This is a genomic window from Kitasatospora sp. NPDC091335 (assembly GCF_044757205.1).
Classification (GTDB): Bacteria; Actinomycetota; Actinomycetes; order Streptomycetales; family Streptomycetaceae; genus Kitasatospora.
Window position 1 is genome coordinate 298,831 of sequence record NZ_JBIVUM010000003.1, and the last position, 15,988, is coordinate 314,818.

Annotated in this window: 18 protein-coding genes and 1 pseudogene; 8 read left to right on the plus strand and 11 right to left on the minus strand. The window is 73.4% G+C overall.

Annotation, left to right across the window (positions count from 1 at the left end; genetic code table 11):
* Nucleotides 1-6: 6 nt before the first annotated feature.
* The 8 genes from ACIQOW_RS09930 to ACIQOW_RS09965 all read right to left on the minus strand — a co-directional run bounded on the left by ACIQOW_RS09930 (nt 7) and on the right by ACIQOW_RS09965 (nt 7,624).
* Nucleotides 7-357, minus strand: a complete 351-nt coding sequence (locus ACIQOW_RS09930) for a CU044_2847 family protein (RefSeq protein WP_317620260.1) — start codon at nt 355-357, stop codon at nt 7-9.
* A gap of 126 nt (nt 358-483) precedes the next feature.
* Complete coding sequence (locus ACIQOW_RS09935; protein ID WP_401082041.1) at nt 484-1,461, minus strand: formylglycine-generating enzyme family protein; 978 nt, start codon at nt 1,459-1,461, stop codon at nt 484-486.
* Nucleotides 1,462-1,533: 72 nt separating this feature from the next.
* Nucleotides 1,534-3,420 (minus strand): sulfatase-like hydrolase/transferase, encoded by a 1,887-nt coding sequence (locus ACIQOW_RS09940; protein WP_401082862.1) that lies wholly within the window; start codon nt 3,418-3,420, stop codon nt 1,534-1,536.
* Nucleotides 3,421-3,567: 147 nt separating this feature from the next.
* On the minus strand, nt 3,568-4,416 hold the full coding sequence (locus tag ACIQOW_RS09945) for a DUF4389 domain-containing protein (protein WP_401082043.1): 849 nt from the start codon (nt 4,414-4,416) through the stop codon (nt 3,568-3,570).
* A gap of 200 nt (nt 4,417-4,616) precedes the next feature.
* On the minus strand, nt 4,617-5,492 hold the full coding sequence (locus tag ACIQOW_RS09950) for a PhzF family phenazine biosynthesis protein (protein WP_401082045.1): 876 nt from the start codon (nt 5,490-5,492) through the stop codon (nt 4,617-4,619).
* 133 nt (nt 5,493-5,625) lie between these two features.
* On the minus strand, nt 5,626-5,775 hold the full coding sequence (locus ACIQOW_RS09955) for a hypothetical protein (protein ID WP_401082048.1): 150 nt from the start codon (nt 5,773-5,775) through the stop codon (nt 5,626-5,628).
* A 381-nt stretch (nt 5,776-6,156) separates the two neighbouring features.
* Nucleotides 6,157-6,861 (minus strand): GNAT family N-acetyltransferase, encoded by a 705-nt coding sequence (locus tag ACIQOW_RS09960; RefSeq protein ID WP_401082050.1) that lies wholly within the window; start codon nt 6,859-6,861, stop codon nt 6,157-6,159.
* A gap of 163 nt (nt 6,862-7,024) precedes the next feature.
* The gene (locus ACIQOW_RS09965) at nt 7,025-7,624 is read right to left on the minus strand and encodes a GntR family transcriptional regulator (protein WP_401082053.1); all 600 of its coding nucleotides are present in this window, start codon (nt 7,622-7,624) and stop codon (nt 7,025-7,027) included.
* 644 nt (nt 7,625-8,268) lie between these two features.
* On the opposite strand from ACIQOW_RS09965, the gene ACIQOW_RS09970 reads away from it, so the two are divergent.
* The 5 genes and pseudogenes from ACIQOW_RS09970 to ACIQOW_RS09990 all read left to right on the plus strand — a co-directional run bounded on the left by ACIQOW_RS09970 (nt 8,269) and on the right by ACIQOW_RS09990 (nt 10,768).
* On the plus strand, nt 8,269-8,631 hold the full coding sequence (locus ACIQOW_RS09970) for a hypothetical protein (RefSeq protein ID WP_401082056.1): 363 nt from the start codon (nt 8,269-8,271) through the stop codon (nt 8,629-8,631).
* Between the two features lie 123 nt (nt 8,632-8,754).
* Nucleotides 8,755-9,378, plus strand: a complete 624-nt coding sequence (locus tag ACIQOW_RS09975; RefSeq protein ID WP_401082059.1) for a CAP domain-containing protein — start codon at nt 8,755-8,757, stop codon at nt 9,376-9,378.
* A gap of 162 nt (nt 9,379-9,540) precedes the next feature.
* A pseudogene (locus ACIQOW_RS09980) lies at nt 9,541-9,780 on the plus strand (NUDIX hydrolase); the annotation flags it as partial.
* A 20-nt stretch (nt 9,781-9,800) separates the two neighbouring features.
* The gene (locus tag ACIQOW_RS09985; protein WP_401082062.1) at nt 9,801-10,514 is read left to right on the plus strand and encodes an NUDIX domain-containing protein; all 714 of its coding nucleotides are present in this window, start codon (nt 9,801-9,803) and stop codon (nt 10,512-10,514) included.
* Entirely contained in the window at nt 10,511-10,768 is a 258-nt protein-coding gene (locus tag ACIQOW_RS09990; RefSeq protein WP_401082065.1) for a hypothetical protein, read from the plus strand. The genes ACIQOW_RS09985 and ACIQOW_RS09990 overlap by 4 nt, the downstream gene beginning before the upstream one ends.
* Here ACIQOW_RS09990 and ACIQOW_RS09995 read toward each other — a convergent pair.
* Nucleotides 10,741-12,417: a hypothetical protein gene (locus ACIQOW_RS09995; protein ID WP_401082068.1), complete on the minus strand. Its 1,677-nt coding sequence runs from the start codon at nt 12,415-12,417 to the stop codon at nt 10,741-10,743. The two genes, ACIQOW_RS09990 and ACIQOW_RS09995, sit on opposite strands and share 28 nt — an antisense overlap.
* 217 nt (nt 12,418-12,634) lie before the next feature.
* Between ACIQOW_RS09995 and ACIQOW_RS10000 the strand changes: the two genes are divergently transcribed.
* The 3 genes from ACIQOW_RS10000 (at nt 12,635) to ACIQOW_RS10010 (ending at nt 14,352) form a co-directional block, all read left to right on the plus strand.
* Nucleotides 12,635-13,120 (plus strand): NUDIX domain-containing protein, encoded by a 486-nt coding sequence (locus ACIQOW_RS10000; RefSeq protein WP_401082071.1) that lies wholly within the window; start codon nt 12,635-12,637, stop codon nt 13,118-13,120.
* A gap of 5 nt (nt 13,121-13,125) precedes the next feature.
* Nucleotides 13,126-13,344, plus strand: a complete 219-nt coding sequence (locus ACIQOW_RS10005) for a hypothetical protein (RefSeq protein ID WP_401082074.1) — start codon at nt 13,126-13,128, stop codon at nt 13,342-13,344.
* Nucleotides 13,345-13,407: 63 nt separating this feature from the next.
* Nucleotides 13,408-14,352: a GNAT family N-acetyltransferase gene (locus ACIQOW_RS10010; RefSeq protein ID WP_401082077.1), complete on the plus strand. Its 945-nt coding sequence runs from the start codon at nt 13,408-13,410 to the stop codon at nt 14,350-14,352.
* A 559-nt stretch (nt 14,353-14,911) separates the two neighbouring features.
* Here ACIQOW_RS10010 and ACIQOW_RS10015 read toward each other — a convergent pair.
* Both ACIQOW_RS10015 and ACIQOW_RS10020 read right to left on the minus strand, forming a co-directional pair.
* Nucleotides 14,912-15,292 (minus strand): winged helix-turn-helix domain-containing protein, encoded by a 381-nt coding sequence (locus ACIQOW_RS10015; RefSeq protein ID WP_401082080.1) that lies wholly within the window; start codon nt 15,290-15,292, stop codon nt 14,912-14,914.
* Nucleotides 15,289-15,951, minus strand: a complete 663-nt coding sequence (locus tag ACIQOW_RS10020; RefSeq protein ID WP_401082083.1) for a hypothetical protein — start codon at nt 15,949-15,951, stop codon at nt 15,289-15,291. Before ACIQOW_RS10020 ends, ACIQOW_RS10015 begins: the two co-directional genes overlap by 4 nt.
* Between the last annotated feature and the right edge of the window lie 37 nt (nt 15,952-15,988).

The window sequence follows — 15,988 nt, forward strand, 5'->3', positions numbered from 1 at the left end:
CGCCCGTCACGGAGTGTCGCGCGGGGCCGGGGAGTTCCACGTCAGGGTCACCGAGAAGTTGGCCTCGGTGGCCGTGCTCGCGATCACGATGTCCGCCTCGGCCGACAGGGAGACGCCGAACTCCAGCGTGATCTCGTCCGGCCGGTGGACGAGCCCGCTCAGCCGGCCCACGAAGCTGTCGGCGACCGGCCGGATGCCGTCCAGCATCTCCCCGAAGGAGCGCGACGCCCGCGCCACGGATCCGTTGCCGCGCCCGACCCGGGTCAGCGACTCGTCGACCTCACGGATCTGCACCCGCAGCACCCCGTCGGTGCCGTCCCCCAGCGGGACTTCGACCGTACGCACCTCGGCACCCACGCCCCGACCACCCTCCCCCGTCGACCGGCAGCCCTGTTCCCTTCAACGTTCGCACGGGGCGGGCGAGTTGCGGCAGGTCCCGGAAGCAGGTGCGCCGGGGATGGCCGAAACCCGACCACCGGGCGCTCAGCGGACGTCCGCCGCGCACCGGAACCCGGCGTGCCCGCTGGAGCTGTCCGGGCTGTTCGCCGTACGGGCTCCGACCCGGTAGCGGTTGCAGTAGGAGCGGTGGCACATGTGGGAGCCGCCGCGGATGACCCTGTCGCGGCCGTCCGCCGGGCCCCGGGGGTCGACGGCGCCGGTGGCGTGCTCGGTCGACCACCAGTCGGCGCACCACTCCCAGACGTTGCCGGACACGTTGTACAGCCCGAAGCCGTTCGGTTCGAAGGCGTCGACGGGGGCCGTGCCGCGGTAGCCGTCGGCCGCGGTGTTCCTGGCCGGGAAGGTGCCGCGCCAGATGTTGCAGCGGTACTCCCCCTCCGGGTCCAGCTCGTCGCCCCACGGGTAGCGGCGCTGCTCCAGGCCGCCGCGCGCCGCGTACTCCCACTCCGCCTCGGTCGGCAGGCGCTTGCCCGCCCAGCGGCAGTACGCCTGCGCGTCGTCCCAGGAGACGTGGACCACCGGGTGGTCGCCCCGGCCCTCCAGGGAACTGCCCGGGCCCTCGGGGGCGTGCCAGGTCGCGCCGGCCACACCGCACCACCACGGGGTACGGTCCGGGCGCGGCGCCCCCCGGCGCAGTGCGGCGGGCAGGAAGCCGGCGAACACGTAGGACCAGCCCAGCCGTTCGGCGTCGGTCCGGTAGCCGGTGGCGGCGGCGAAGGCGGCGAAGTGGTCGTTGGACACGGCGTGGGCGTCGATCCGGAAGGCGCTCACGCGGACGGGGCGGACCGGTCCCTCCCCGTCCCCGGCGAAGCCGTCGGGGTCGGCGGAGCCCATCAGGAACTCACCGCCCGGCAGGTCGATCATCGTGTCCCGCAGGCCGGCCCCCGCGGTGGCGGGCCGGGCGGCCGGCCGGAGGGGGAGGCTCGTGGCGACGGGGGTCACGGCGGTCCGGGCGGGCCCGCAGCAGGCGTGGGGGGCGGCCGGGGTGTCGGGGTCGGGCATCGTACGGTCCTGTCATGAGGCGCGGGGGGCTGCCGGACGGCGTGGCCACCGCCCGGCAGCGGGGCGGGGCGGTCAGGCCGGGTCGGTGCCGCCGGGTACGGCCCCGGGCGTCCGGTTCCCGGCCGCGGCGGCGGCACGGGGGTCACCGGCCGCGGCGGCCCGGGCGATCATGCCCTCGATGTCGAAGACCCTGGCCTGGGGCGTGTAGCCGCCGTCGATGCGCAGGAGCAGGTAGCGGGCCGCGTTGCCGACGTACTCCAGGGGTTCCCCGGCCGCCGCGGCCACCACGTCCCGGTGCGGGGCCACGCTCTCCGGGCCGAGCGCGGTGAGGGCGTCGAGGGCTTCGAGCCGGAGGCTCTCCGGGTGCGCGGGAGCGGCGAACCCGGCCAGGAGGGCGACGGCCGCCGGGTCGCCCGTGTGCTTGGCGAGTGCCTCGGCGCCGGCGACGCGCACGTGCGGGTCGGGGTCGCCGGTGGCCGTCCTGCGCAGGACGGCGGTGGCCTCGGCGGTCAGGGCGCCGGCGGCCAGGGCCAGCAGGCCGATGGCGCCCCAGCGGCGCACGGTGGCGTCCGGGTCGGCGAGCGCGGTGGTGAAGCGGGGAATCCTCGCGGGGTCGCGGTGGCCCACGGCGTCCGCGATGTCGAGGATGCGGGCGAGCGGGTAGGCGTCGGCGGCGCGGGAGGCGTCGTAGCCCTCGGCGGGAGAGCCCTCCGGCAGGAAGCCGTTGTCGTGGACGGCGAGGACGTGGGCGCGCAGCGCGTCGTCGAGCCGCTTCTCGGCCTCGGCGTGGGCCGGGTCGCCGGCCAGGTTGCGGACCTGGTCCGGGTCGGCGACGCAGTCGTACAGTTCCACGCCCGGCTTCTCGTGCCAGAAGGCGTCCTGCACGTCGGTCAGGCGCCCGGCGAGGTGCTCGGCCTCCCAGGACCGGTAGCCGGCCGCGAGCCAGGCGAAGGCCTGGTGCGTTCCGTAGGGCCGGTGCGGGGCGTAGTTGCGGATGTAGCGGTAGCGGGCGTCCCGGACGGTGCGGATCAGGTCGGGGCGCTCGTCCATCCGGTTGCGCATGGAGAAGGCGAGGGCGCCGGCGGTGTCGAAGGAGGTCCGGGCGAGGCTCTCGCCGCCCATGTGCGCGGGCGTCTCGCCGCCGGCGAGTGCGACCAGGGTGGGCGGGACGCGGATCGTGGAGACGGCGGCGTCGACGCGGGTCCCGGGGGCCGGGAAGCGGTGCGCGTGGCGTTCCGGGGCGGCGACGATCAGCGGGACGTGCAGGCCCTCGTCGTAGCACCAGCGCTTCGAGCGGGGGTTGACGCCGCCGTGGTCGGAGGTGTGGATGACGATGGTGTTGTCGAGTTCGCCGTCCTCCTCCAGTTCGGCGAGGAGGCGTCCGACGAACGCGTCCATGCCGGCGATGTGCCGGTAGTAGTGGGCGAAGTCGCCGCGGATCTCGGGGGTGTCGGGCAGGTAGGCGGGCAGGCGGACCTCGGCGGGGTCGACGGTGGACTCCTCGCGGCCGAACACCGCGCTCTCGTGCGTCGGGTCGTAGTTGAACACCGCGAGGAACGGGGTGCCGTCGGGCCGGCCGCGCCAGTGCGCGGTGCGGGAGGAGTCGTCCCAGACGGCCTGCGGGTCGGCGTCGCAGTTGTAGTCGGTCTTGGCGTTGTTGGTGCAGTAGTAGCCGAGGCCGCGCAGGAGTTCCGGGTACGTGGTCATCCACTCCGGGAGGTGCGGCCTGGCGCGCTGGGAGTGGGCGGGGCCGTGGCTCTCCGGGGCGACGCCGGTCAGCAGGGCGAAGCGCGAGGGCGCGCAGACGGGTGCGGGGCTGTGGGCGTTCGTGAAGAGCGTGCCCCGCTCGGCGAGGGCGTCGAGGTGGGGGGTGGTGGCGAGCGGGTCGCCGTAGCAGCCGAAGCGGGGCGGGCAGTCCTCGCTGACCGTGAACAGGATGTTGGGCCGGGAGGAGCTCATCGGGGTCACGACCGGAACGGAACCACGTCCCGCCGGTCGTTCTCAAGGCCCTCTCGGGGCCCGGTGCGATCCTTCGGCTTCCCGTCATCCACTGTTGGCATTTCTGCAACTTGGCAGTACTGCCACTTTACGGCGCGGCCTCGCGCCTCAACGCTCCGTGACGCCCGGGCGGGCTCCGAGGCCCGTCGCCGGCGGGCCCGGCACCAGCGGCGCGCCGACCCGCTCGGCCGGGTCGACGCCGTCGTCGCGGTCATCGTCGTCCGAGTTCACCGAGGCGGTGACCGAGCCCGTCGCCCAGGAGACCAGGCCGAGGATCAGGAAGAGGACGACCAGCCCGCGCCCGGCGCCGCTGAGCACCAGCGGCCGGGTGGCCGACACCCGGCCCTCCGGCTCACTGCCCGGCTCCTCGCCGAACAGGCCCTTGGGGTAGGCGGAGGAGAGCATCACCAGGTAGGCGGTGTAGCGCATCCGGTAGCGCAGGATCGCCGTCGTCGCCTCGTACAGCGGCTGCGGCATCCGGCCGAGGATCAGCACCACCAGCCAGAGGACGAACGCCGCCATCCACCACCCCGCGTACACCAGGCCCTGCACGATCGACGCCGGGATGACCAGGATGATGCGGAACAGCACGGCGAGCCGGTTCAGCTCCCCCGGCCGCAGCCCGACCTGCACCGGGTACTCGGGCGCCTCGAACCGGAACGGCGGGTAGCGGTCCACGGTGAGCATCAGGTACGCGGTGACCCGGGTGTCGTACGGGAGGAACGCGGACAGGTAGTCCGCCACGAAGCCGGGCAGCCGGCCGAGCACCAGCGCGCCGAACCAGCCGATGACGGTGACGAAGAACGCCACCACCGACAGCACCCACACCACCACGAACTGCGGGATCAGCAGCAGCGCGCGCAGCAGCACCGTCCAGCGGTTCTGCGGACCGGGCGCCGGCATGTCCAGCACCGGACGCCACTCACGGCTGACGGGGGCGGGGGGAGCCTGCCACATCCGGGCCTCCACGGTCTCGGCACGACGGGACCCGGCGGTCGAACCCGGCCGGGTCCCTCCGAAGATCGCAGCACCCCGCCCACGCCGCGCGCCACGCTACGCCGGACGGGTCAGCAACGGCGCCCCGACGGGGTCGGCTCGTTCCCGGCCGTCCGGCCTGGTCGCGCCGGGTCGACGAGTCGCCGTCCAGACGGCGGACCTCAGGCCCGGCCGGCCGTCCCGTCCAGCATGAGCCGTCCCTGGAACAGGGTGCGCACCCCGCCGCCGACGCTTGCGAGCAGACCTCGATCAGCCTGCCTGCGGACGTTCACCCGCATTCTGGCAAGGCCGAGTTCGGCCGTGCCCTGGACGACGTCGAACGCCAGGGACTCCTCAGGCCGTCCCTGCTCCGCGAGCCATCCCGCCACTGCCAGCGCGGCCGAGCCGGTGGCCGGGTCTTCCGCGCACACCGGCTCGGGAACGAAGACCCGGGAACGGACTTCGGGCAGCCGCGGGACGAACACGGCCACCCCGAAGACGTCGGCCAGTCCGGGGACCCGCCCGGCGAGCGCCGCGACCTCGAGCGGCAGGGCTTGAGCAGACGGAAGATCGGCGGCACTCACCGGGAGGCAGACGAACCCGAGTCCAGCCGATGCCAATCGCACCGGCCCCACGGCCGCGTCCGGAGCAAGCCCCACTGCCTCGCACACGAGATCCGGCGCGACGGGCGGACCCACCTGACAGGGCCGTTCCTCCAGGGCCGCACTGTCCGCTCCCGGCCCCACCCGCGCGCGGACGATCCCGCCGCGCGTGCGCATGGCCACCCAGCCAGGCGTGGCCAGACCCTGCTGCACCGCCACGGCGGCCGCTCCCACGAGCGGATGACCCGCGAAGTCCAACTCCACGTAGGGAGTGAAGATCCGCACGTCCACCTCCCCGTCGTCACCGCCGCGCAGGAAGACGGTCTCCGGCATGGCCAGGCGGGCAGCCAGTCGCTGCATCAGCGCATCGTCACACGCGGTATCACACAGGACCACGCCGAGCGGCCCCCCGGTCAGGGGCCCGCTTCCGAACACCTCGACCAGCTTGAACTCCATGCCCATCCTCACCAGATCCGTTCCGAGCCTCGGCGGCGTGGCTCGTCATCGCGGTTTCCTTCCGGACGACTCGGTCGTCATCGGCCGGGCCGCTGCCTGTGCCCGTCGTGGCCGGCGCCGGCGGACACGCCGATCACCGGGCCGGCGGGGTCAGTTCGCGCGGGACGGCCGAGGCGAGTGCTGCGTCCAGGGCGCCGATCCGGTCAGTGTCCGGGTCGTGCGGCGGGCCCACCGGAGCCCGCGTCCGCACCCGCGGATCCATGCCCTCATCGACGGCCCTCACGATCTGGACTGTATATCCAATCTGGACTGAGTGTCCACATCGACCGCCCGGCGCCCCGGCTCGCCGAGCCTGGGAGGCCCACCCCCGCCGGCCGCGGTTCGAGGCGGCACTCTGCCGGGCATCAACGACCCAACCGGCCCGGGACGGCCGCTGTTCGCGTTCTTCGCGGCGATGGCGGAGACCGAACGGGAGGACATCCGCGAGTCCACCCTCGAAGGGCTCGACACCACCGCCCGCAAGGGCAAGCACGGTGGCCGACCGCCGGTCGTCACCGACGACGGATCCTCGGCCCGCACAGGACGAGTCGGCTCACAGCCCGTCAGAAACGCTCACGGCAACCCCGGTTCTTCGGATCCGTTCCCACTCGGCCCCCGGACCCCGTCACGGCGTCCGGAACCCCCGGAAGGTCACCGGCTTGCGGGTCTCGAAGCCGAGGCGCTCGTAGAGGGCGATCGCGCCGGTGTTCGCCTCGGCGACGTGCAGGAACGGGCGTTCGCCGCGGGCCGTGATCCGTGCGGCGACCGCACCGACCAGACGGGCGGCGTGGCCGTGGCCGCGTGCCTCGGGGGCCGTGCAGACGGCGCTGATCTCGGTCCACCCGGGGGGCCTGAGCCGTTCGCCCGCCATCGCCACCAGGGCACCGTGGTCGCGGACGCCGAGGTAGGTGCCCAGTTCGTGGGTGCGCGGCCAGAACGGCCCCGGCTGGGTCCGCGCTGTCAGGCCGAGCATCTCGGGCACGTCGTCCGCGCCCAGTTCGACGACCCCGGTGTCGGTCCCGGCGTCAGGGTGACCGGGCCGGTCGCCGTCGGGCCGGATCATCTGGCGGCCTTCGAGGACGAAGACCGGTTCCCAGTCCGCCGGCGGCACGGCCGGGCTGCTGAACATGTCGGCGAACTCGCCCGGGCCGAGCAGTCGGGCGAGGTCGGCCCAGGCCCGCGAGTCCGGATCGGCGGACACCGCGGAGAAGGTCGAGACGCCCGGCACGTAGGTGAAGGCCCCGCCGAGCCGGCGGCCGAGATGCGCGTGGTGACCGCGGAGCGATTCGCCCACCGGATCGTCGAGGGCGGCGACAGGGCGGTTCACCATCGTGCTGTACCTCCGGTGTCGGACGGGAAGATGAGCCGACCTGGGCGGTGCCGCCCGGCTCCGGGGTGCCACCGGCCGGGTACCCGACCGGCCGGCGGGCGGCGTCCATCCTACCGGCCGGGGCCTCCGCCACGGAGAACACGACCGGACGGGGCCGGTCCCGTCAGGGTGTCCGGACCGAGGCGCCCAGCCGGTAGTCGTGGGCGGAGAACGCGGCGGCGACGGCAAAACGGTCCGCCCGTACGAGCGTCTGGCGCCATTCGACCGGACGCCCGTCGGCGTCGTGGCCGAGCCGGTCGATCGCGAGCAGCGCGGTGGTCTCGGGGCAGTCGAGCAGGATGCGTTCCCCCCGGCCGGGGACCACGGCGCGGATGCGTTCCCAGCCGCCGTAGATGCGGCTGCCGCAGTGGCGTTCGAGCTCGTCGTAGAGCGAGGTGGGGGTGAAGTCGACGTCCAGCAGCGGGTGGGCCACGTCCGCGGGGAACCAGGTCCGGTCGACGGCCAGCGGCTCCTCGTCCGCCAGGCGGACGCGTTCGAGGTAGACCAGCGGCGTGGACTCCTCCAGTCCCAGCCTGGCGGCGATGACGCCGTCGGCGCGCCGGTCGAGCGCGCGCACCACGCTGCGCTGGACGGCGCCGACCTCCACCAGCGCGGGCACCGCGAGGAAGCCGCCGTCGACTCCCAGCAGCCCGGTCACCGGCCCCAGGCCGGCGCCGGCCACGACCGTGCCCGGGAGCCCGCCCCGGCCGCCCGCTGGCCGCAAGACTTGTCCGTACATTTTGCCTCGCAGGCATGACGCCCCGGTCTGGCCGGGTCAGACCGGGACGTCCACCCGCGCGCCGAGGATGGTGAGCCCGAACAGGACGATCCTCGGCCAGGCGCCACGGCGCGATCCCGACCGGCGGCCGGAGTCCGTTCAACGGGCGGCTCGTCGGCTCCCACCTGCGGCGCTCGGCACGGTGCTGGCCGGCGACGACCCGCAGGGTGACGGCACCCTCCTTCGTCACCCGCATGAGGCGCGGTGATCCCGTACACCGCACCCGGGCGGCCGGACGGCTGACGTCGACGGCGCCGGCCTGGCGTCCCCGGACTCCGGAGACGGCCGAAGGTACGCCGCCTCCACAGAATGGCGGATTCCGACCGTAACGCCACCGACCGCGTGTCGCTCGGGTTCCCTTTGTGTTCTCATCACTCAGGGAATCGACTCGACCACTCCTCGTACGCGCCGGCCCCGGCAAGCCAGGGCGGGTGCGTACGAGGAACTCACCGGCACGGCCCTGGAAGTCGCCGGCCTGCCCGCCGCCTTTCCGACGCCGGCCGCCCACCGCCGCCGTCACCCGGCGCCTTCCAGCAGGGCGACGACGGCACCTCCACCCTTCGAGATCCCACACCACAAGGAGTCGACACATGGCCACCGTGACCCTGAAGACCTACGCCAACCAGCAGGCCGCACAGACGGACCTCAAGACCTACGTCGAGGGCACCCGGCTCACCAACCTGAGCCAGGCGCTCAACGCCGCCTACGACGGCAAGGGCAAGGACAGCGGGAAGCACACCGTCGACGGCGGCGACGTCCAGGTGCTCCACGCCAGCGCCGGCAAGGCCGGCGTCACGAGCGTCACGCTCTTCTACTTCTTCAACGGCACCGAGTTCCGCCTCGTGGCCCTCGGCGAGCACGTCTCCTCCGACCGGTACAAGATCGACACCGACCTCGGCCAGGCGGCCTCACCGTTCCAGAAGAAGAAGACGGTCGGCCCGAAGGGCAGCTGACCCACGACCTGGGTCCGCAGGCCGGCGAAGCCCGCGGGCCTGCGGACCAACAGGCGGGTGCCGTGTCCTCCTCCTCCGTGCCGCGTTGAATTCCTTGATCAGCGAACGAGCGAGGAGCACGCGATGGGACACCGCATCCGAAAGGCCGCCTTGGCGGCGGCCGTGGTCACGATGATGGCGGCACAGTCCGCGGCGGCCGGCCCGTCGATCCCCGACAGGACCGACGCCACGTTCCAGCAGGACTGCCTGACCGCCCTCAACACCGCGCGGGCCGCACACGGCGCCCCCGCCCTGACCACCGACCAGAGCGCCGTGGACGTCGCCAGGCGGCGGGTGCAGCAGCAGGGCCCCGACGGGCAGCTGAACCAGCACACCGGCCTGCCCCTCGGGTACGGCGAGACGCTCTACTCGGGTTCCGCCGGCTCCGAGCTCAAGAACCCCGACCAGGCCCCGCACACCTGCGGGGACGCGGTGGCCAGGTGGTACAGCGAACACCGAAGCTACGACTACGCCGACCCCGGCCACTCGACCGACGGCAGGGAGACCGGCAACTTCACCATGCTGGTGTGGAAGTCCACGACGAAGGTCGGCTGCGCCAGGGCGGCCGACTGGCACCACGACGGCGAGTGGTACTGGTACGACACGTACGTCGTCTGCGACTTCACCCCGCAGGGGAACGTCAGGGGCCAGTACGCGGAGAACGTCCTGCCCCCGCAGTCGGCCACCGGGCACAGGCACCCCGCGTAGCGGCCCGGCTCGGCCGTGCCCATCACCCGCACAGGCCTGCCCGACGGAGCGAGGAGTCCCCCGGTGATCGACTTCACGGTGCTGACCGACCTGGCCTTCCGCGAGGGCGTCGAGCGGATCGGCGTCGGCGTCGTGGTCCGCGACGCCTCCGGCCGGGTCCTGATGATCCGCCGGGCCGTGCACGACGTCCTGCCCGGGCTGTGGGAGTACCCGGGCGGCGGCCGGGACGACGGCGAGACGGTGGAGGCCGGGGCGGCCCGGGAGCTGGCCGAGGAGACCGGCCTCACCGGCCTGCCGCTGGAGTACGCCCGGCGCCTGGACTTCACCAGCCAACGCGGGCTGCGCGTACGCCAGTTCGTCTTCACCACGGTCGTCAGGGACGGCACTCCCATCACCCTCTCCGCCGATCACGACAGCCACCGGTGGGCAGAGCCCGGCCGACTGCCAACCCCCATGTCATCATCCGCCGGCGCCTGGTCGCCGTCGTCCACGAACAGGCCGGCACCGGGCAGCCCGTCCCCGCCTGCGGCCACGTCTTCGACGGCGGCGTCCTCACGCCCGAACAGCAGTCCCGGATCCGCCTCGACCCGGCCGAGCACACCGAGTGGCGCTTCGAGACCGCCCACGACTGGCACACCCACCTGAACCCGGACCGCTACCGGCGGCTCCTCCGGATCCTGCGCGCCCACCGCTCCGGCACCGCCTCCTACCTCGAACTTCCGGGCCCCGCCGACGACTTCGAGGGCATCATGGTCCTCGTCACCGACCCTGCCGGACGGCTGCTGATGCACCACCGCGACGACAGGCCCGGCATCGCCTGGCCCGGCTACTGGACCCCGATCGGCGGGTGGCGCGAGGCCGACGAGACCCCCGAGGAGACCGCGGCCCGCGAGGTCCGCGAGGAGGCCGGAATCACCATCACCCGGGCGCGGCTCGTCCCCGGCCCGCAGCACCACCACGTCTCCCCGCTCGTCCGCGTCCTGCACGCCGTCTGGGACGGCCCGGAGCGCGACCTGCGGCTCGGCGACGAGGGCCTGGCCGTACGCATGGTCCCGTTCGACGAGGTGCTCGACCTCAAGGTCCCGCCCTACATGCACCACTACCTGCCGCTGCTCGCCGCCGGGAGCACCTCGTGACCCGGCCCACCGACCCCGGCCACCCGTCGGACACCGCGCCCTGCGCGGACCCCCTGATGCTCGTCGTCGGGGTCCACCTCGTCCTGGCCAACGACGGCGTCCTGCGCGACTCCCCGGCGGCCTCCATGGCCGCGTCCCGCCGCCTGCTCGCCTACTTCCTCCGGTCCTGCCCGCCGACGGACGGCCCACCCCTGCCCCCGCCCGCGCCGCTCAGCCTGCACGACCTCTACGAGCCACCGCACCGAACGGGGTGACCGCCGACGGGGGCGTGGCTCCGCCGCAGAAGCTCCTCGCGTTCGGCGTCCGGGATCGTCATCGACTCGGCGAGCACGGCGGCGAGCGCGTCCACCTGGGTGTGGTCGACGCCGGCGCGGAAGAGCCACCGGATGCTCTCGTCGCGCGTGACGAGGTCGATCGCCAGCTGCGCGCTCCCGTCCTGGGCGGTCGCCGCCCGGACGTACCGCACGTGGTCGATCGGGATGTCCCGGCGGATCTCGCCCTGTTCGAGGAACGCGCTGGTCCTGGCCGTGATGACGCGGCGGTCCGTGACGGCGACCAGCGCAGTCGCCGCGGCCTTGTCCATCGCCGCCGCCAGTTTCGCCTTCGCTCCGCCGAGGATCGCGGAGATCGGCCCGAGGGCGTCGAGCTGGTCGGGGAAGCCGAGGACCCGCAGGGTCTCCCCGTCCTCCAGGGACCACCGCAGGACGCGGAGGTACGGCTCGGGGTCCAGTGTTCCGGGTGCGCAGAGGATGCCCGGGGCCTTGAGCGGAGGGGCCGGCGGACGGAGGGCGTCGGCGAGGGGCTCGATCACCTCCAGAAGACGGACGGAGGTCTGGCGGGCCGCCTTCGAGTCCCTCCGCTTCGCCGTCAGCGACTGTGACAGGGCGTCGCGTCCGGGGAGGGCGGCGGTGATGCGCAGCTCCCGGGTCAGTGCGGCGACGAGGCCCGTCGTCTCGGCGAGTGCGGAGTCGAGCTCCGTGCGGGTGTCGCGCGCGATGACGTCGGCGTACCGCGCCTCGTCGGCGTCTTCACGTCCGGCCGCCGCCGCCCGCGCGGCGCGCAGCGCCTGGTACCCGGTCCATGCCTTGACGGAGGAGAGCAGGGCGTTGGCGTCGAAGACGACGGCCTCGGCGTTCGTCTGAAGGTACTCACGGTGGTGGCGAGGGTCGGACCGGTCGATCTGCCCGACGTGGTCGCGGACGTTGTGCCGGTACAGCTCGAGCTGCTTGAGCAGCAACGGTTCACTGCCCGCGAGGCTGTCCCACAGGGAGGTCGGGACCGATTCGACCTCCCGTGCCTGCTCGACCGCGCGGTCGACGGCGGTGACGAGCCCCGTCAGTTCGGCCCACTGCTCCTTGCGGATGGTGGTGAGCACCTGGCTCGTCAGCGCGATGTTGGTCCTGACCAGTCCGGTGATCTCGCCCAGCTGCGTCTGAAGGGCGATCATGGCCAGCGCCGGTCCGACCGCGGCCGCCAGCTGCGCCGTGCTCGCCGCGGTCACCGGGATGAAGCGGGCCTGGGCGAGAGTGCCGGAGGAGAGCACCGTGCCCAGGTTCATGCCGTCCTTGACGGCGAGCGTTCCGCCGGCCTTCAGCAGGGCCTGGGTCGCGTCGCTGAGCCGGTAGAGCCCCTGCAGCCCGGCGACCGCGTTTCCGAGGTTGCCCGCCACGGTCGCCGTGTTCCCGATCGAGGCGAGCACCGTGGCGATCCGCTCGCGGTCGGCGGCCGGCACCAGCCGCAGGTCGATCGGATCGGGCCCGAGTTCCGCCGGGACCTCACCGAAGACGGCGGCAACCCCCGGGAGCATCTCCGCCAGGACGGTCGACACCGTCGTCGGGTCGGCGGTGCCGCTCCGGCCGTCCTCAGGCTCGACGGTCTCCGGTGGGTCCGAAGGGTGCTGCATGCGATGTCCTTCCCCAGGGGCGCGCAACGGCCGGAGGTCCTCGGCGTTGACCGCCGAATTCTACGGCTCGGCACCCGCGGCGTCGGCGCTGCGCCGAAAGCCCGGCCACCAGCGCGAGGCGTGCCTCCTCCGCTACGCTCACCCCGACCTCGACCCGCTGCTCCGCCCCGCACCGACCCGAAGTCCCCGTCCGCCCAACCGTCTTGGAGGTAGCACCGTGGAGAGCCTTCGCCAAGCCGTAGCCGTGATCGTCCACGACCGGGACCAGGGCCTGGTCGCGACCATCCACTACGCCGCGGACAGCTGGGGCACCACTCCGGCCTGGACGATCCCCGGCGGCAAGGTCGAGGTCGGCGAACGCCTCGACGCGGCCGCCGCCCGCGAGCTGCGGGAGGAGACCGGGCTGCTCGTCGAACCGGAGGACCTGCGGCTCGTCCACACGGTCCAGGTCCGCGACGGCTGGGACGGCCAGGGGCCGTTCCTGCTGTCCGTCTTCCTCGCCACCACCTGGCGCGGCGAGCTGACGAACACCGAGCCGGACAAGCACCTCGGCGTGTTCTGGTCCCCCGCCGACCGGCTGCCGCTGCCGATGTTCCCGACCGCCCACGCCGCCCTCACCCTCCACCTCTCGGGCGGCCGGGGCTTCTCCACCTACGGCTGGGACGACGAGCCCTTCGACCCGCGCACGCTGATCGGCGGGTGAGAGCGGTGGGCCGACACGGGCGACCGCCCGCCCCGCGGCTGCCGGACGACACCGACGCCCGGCTGCGCGCCATCGCCGACGGACGACCCGTCGTGGAGGAAGGCGTCGTCACCTTCCCCGGCGGCACCGTCCCGTACGCCTACCGGACGGTGCACAGGCCGGACGGCACGACCGACCGCCACCTCGTCCGCCTGGATCCCCCGCCGCCGCAGCCGTTCCACTGACCGGCTGCCGGCGGTCGGACAACACGGTCGACAGGGCGAGACCGGTTGGCGCAGAGTCTTGTCATGGCTGATCTCTCCTCCTCGTCGTTCCCGGTTTCCTCGTCGTTCCCGGTTTCCTACTGGTCGCGGGCGGCGACCGTCGCCGATGCCCGCGCTGTCCACGAGTTGGTCGCCACCTGCGAGCGCGAACTCCTGGGCCGTCCCGAGACCGAACGCGACCGCATAGCCGCGGACCTCGGACTGCCCGGCCTCGACCCGGCCGTCGACACGCTGCTCGTGTACGACGCGACCGGGCGTCTCGTCGGCCGGGCCTGGGTGCACGGCGGCCGACGCAGTGCGGTCGACGTCCACCCCGGCCACCACGGGCGGGGGCTGGGCGGCGCACTGCTCGACTGGGCCGAGACACGGGCACGGCAGGCGGGCAGTGAACGGCTCAGCCAGACGGTCTGGGACAGCGACCGGGCAGCGGTGGAGCTGTTGCGCTCGCACGGGTACGAGCCGTTCGTCACCCAGTGGCAGCTGGAGATCCGGATGCCGGCCGAACCCGTGGTGCCCGCCCCGCCGCCCGGCATCACCCTGCGCTGCTTCCGGCCCGGTGACGAACGGGCCGCGTACCGGCTCACCGAAGACGCCTTCGACGAGTGGCAGAAGCGGCGGAAACCCTACGAGGAGTGGGCCCGGCACACCGTCGAGCTGGACACCTTCGCACCGGCGCTCTCCCCGCTGGCGTTCGCCAGCGATCAGATGGTCGGCGCCGTGCTGTCGCTGAACGTCCCGGACACCGACGAGGGATACGTCGAGCGGGTCGCGGTCCGCAAGGATCACCGCAACCAGGGGATCGCCCGGATGCTGTTGCAGGCGTCGTTCCGGGCCTTCTACCGCCGGGGCCGCCGGACGTGCACGCTGTGGACGCACTCGGAGACCGGTGCGCTGTCCCTGTACCAGCGGGTGGGCATGACGGTCCGGAGCAGCTCCGCGGTCTACGGCAAGGCACTCGGCGGCGAGTGACCCGAACCGCGTGTGCGGGCCCTGCTGGAGCTGCCAGGCCGCAGCTAGGACAGCGTCTCGGCGACGCCGGGCGTGAGCCAGTGCAGACGCTCGGCCAGGCCGGCCTCCCCGAAGTGGGCGGTCGTCTCCTCACGGCCCTCGGTGAAGTGCTCCCCGGACCGCTTTCCCGCACCCGCGGGGTCAGCCCAACCACGACGGGTACATCGACTTCACCGACCCGTTCTCCCCGCACGCGCGGGGGTCGGCCACCTTCCGCTGTGGCCGGCGAGCCCACCCACGAGCCCCGCGCCGAGTCGGTCGCCCCTCCCGGCCCGGCTCCGTCGCCGGGGCGAATGGTCGCGGGGAGCGTGGCAGCGGTGGCGGCGTACGGCTTCGTCCTCATCCTGCCGATGCCCCACGGTACGGGCGTCTGCGTCATGCGTCCTCCTCGTATCGATGGTGCCGGATCGCTGCCACCGCCTCGCCGCTGAGCGGGACTGCCTTCGAGCCCGCGCGGACGGAAGGCACCGACGGCCCGACGGGGGGTCGGTCGTCACCCGCCCGGTCGTCGCCGGCGGGCTCAGCCCGGCGCGGGGGCTGCCCCGGAACCGGGGTCGGCTTCCCCCTCGGACCCCTCCTGCCCGCCGGGCACCGCGGGCCCTTCGAGCTGGTGGATCAGGGTCTTGAGCGCCGCGATCTCGTCGTTCAGGGCCTTCCTGCCCGCCTTGGTGAGTTCGATCCAGGTGCGGGCGCGTTTGCCCTCGTAGCCCTTGTCGATCGTGACCAGCCCCGCCTTCTCCAGGACCGCGAGGTGCTGGGAGAGGTTGCCGGCGGTGAGACCGAGCGTGCCGCGCAGGAACGTGAACTCCACCCGCCGGGCTTGCTTGGACACCGCGAGGATGCCCAGGCGCACGCGTTGGTGCACGACGTCGTCAAGGCTGCTGGTGGGGTGTTCACTCATGCGGCGGACCGTACCCGGACCCGCTGCAGAAGAGCGAGCCCGAGTCCGCCGAACAGCAGGATGCCCCCGTCGAGCAGCAGGCCGGGGAGGAGGCCCCACGGCGACGGGTCGGGGAGGGTGCCGGAACTGAGCATGGCGGCCAGGTATCCGCAGGTGATGGCGAGGAGCGGCCAGCTCCGCTCGATCCAGGCGAGCAGCAGCAGCGCCAGGCCGATCGTGCCGGCCGGGCTCACCACCGTGTTGAAGAACAGGGCGAAGGGCGACGGCCCGTGGAGGTCTCCGAGGAACCCGGGATGCTGGGCCGTCCACACCACGTAGACGGTGATGAGCACGACCAGGACCAGACCCAGCGCCAGGTACGGCCCCACCCGGGTCCCCAGACCGAGCCGTCTGGCTCGACGCAGGTAGAACCAGCTGATCGCGGCGTAGGCGAGCACCAGCGCCACCGGCCAGTACCACATGGCCGGCGGCAGGCCGCCGGGATGGTGATCGCCCTGGCCGTAGCGGACCACCGGCGCCGCGCCCAGCCGCACGGCGGCGAAGACGAGGAGGGGGAACCAGGCACCGCGCTGCTCACGGCGGACCCGGTCGACAAGGGCCCGCTTCATCGCCAGGAGGTGGCGGGGGTCGCTCGGGGGTGGAACAGGGTGAGTCGTCATGCGGAAAGGTTTGCATGGCAAACCAGTTGTGTCTAGA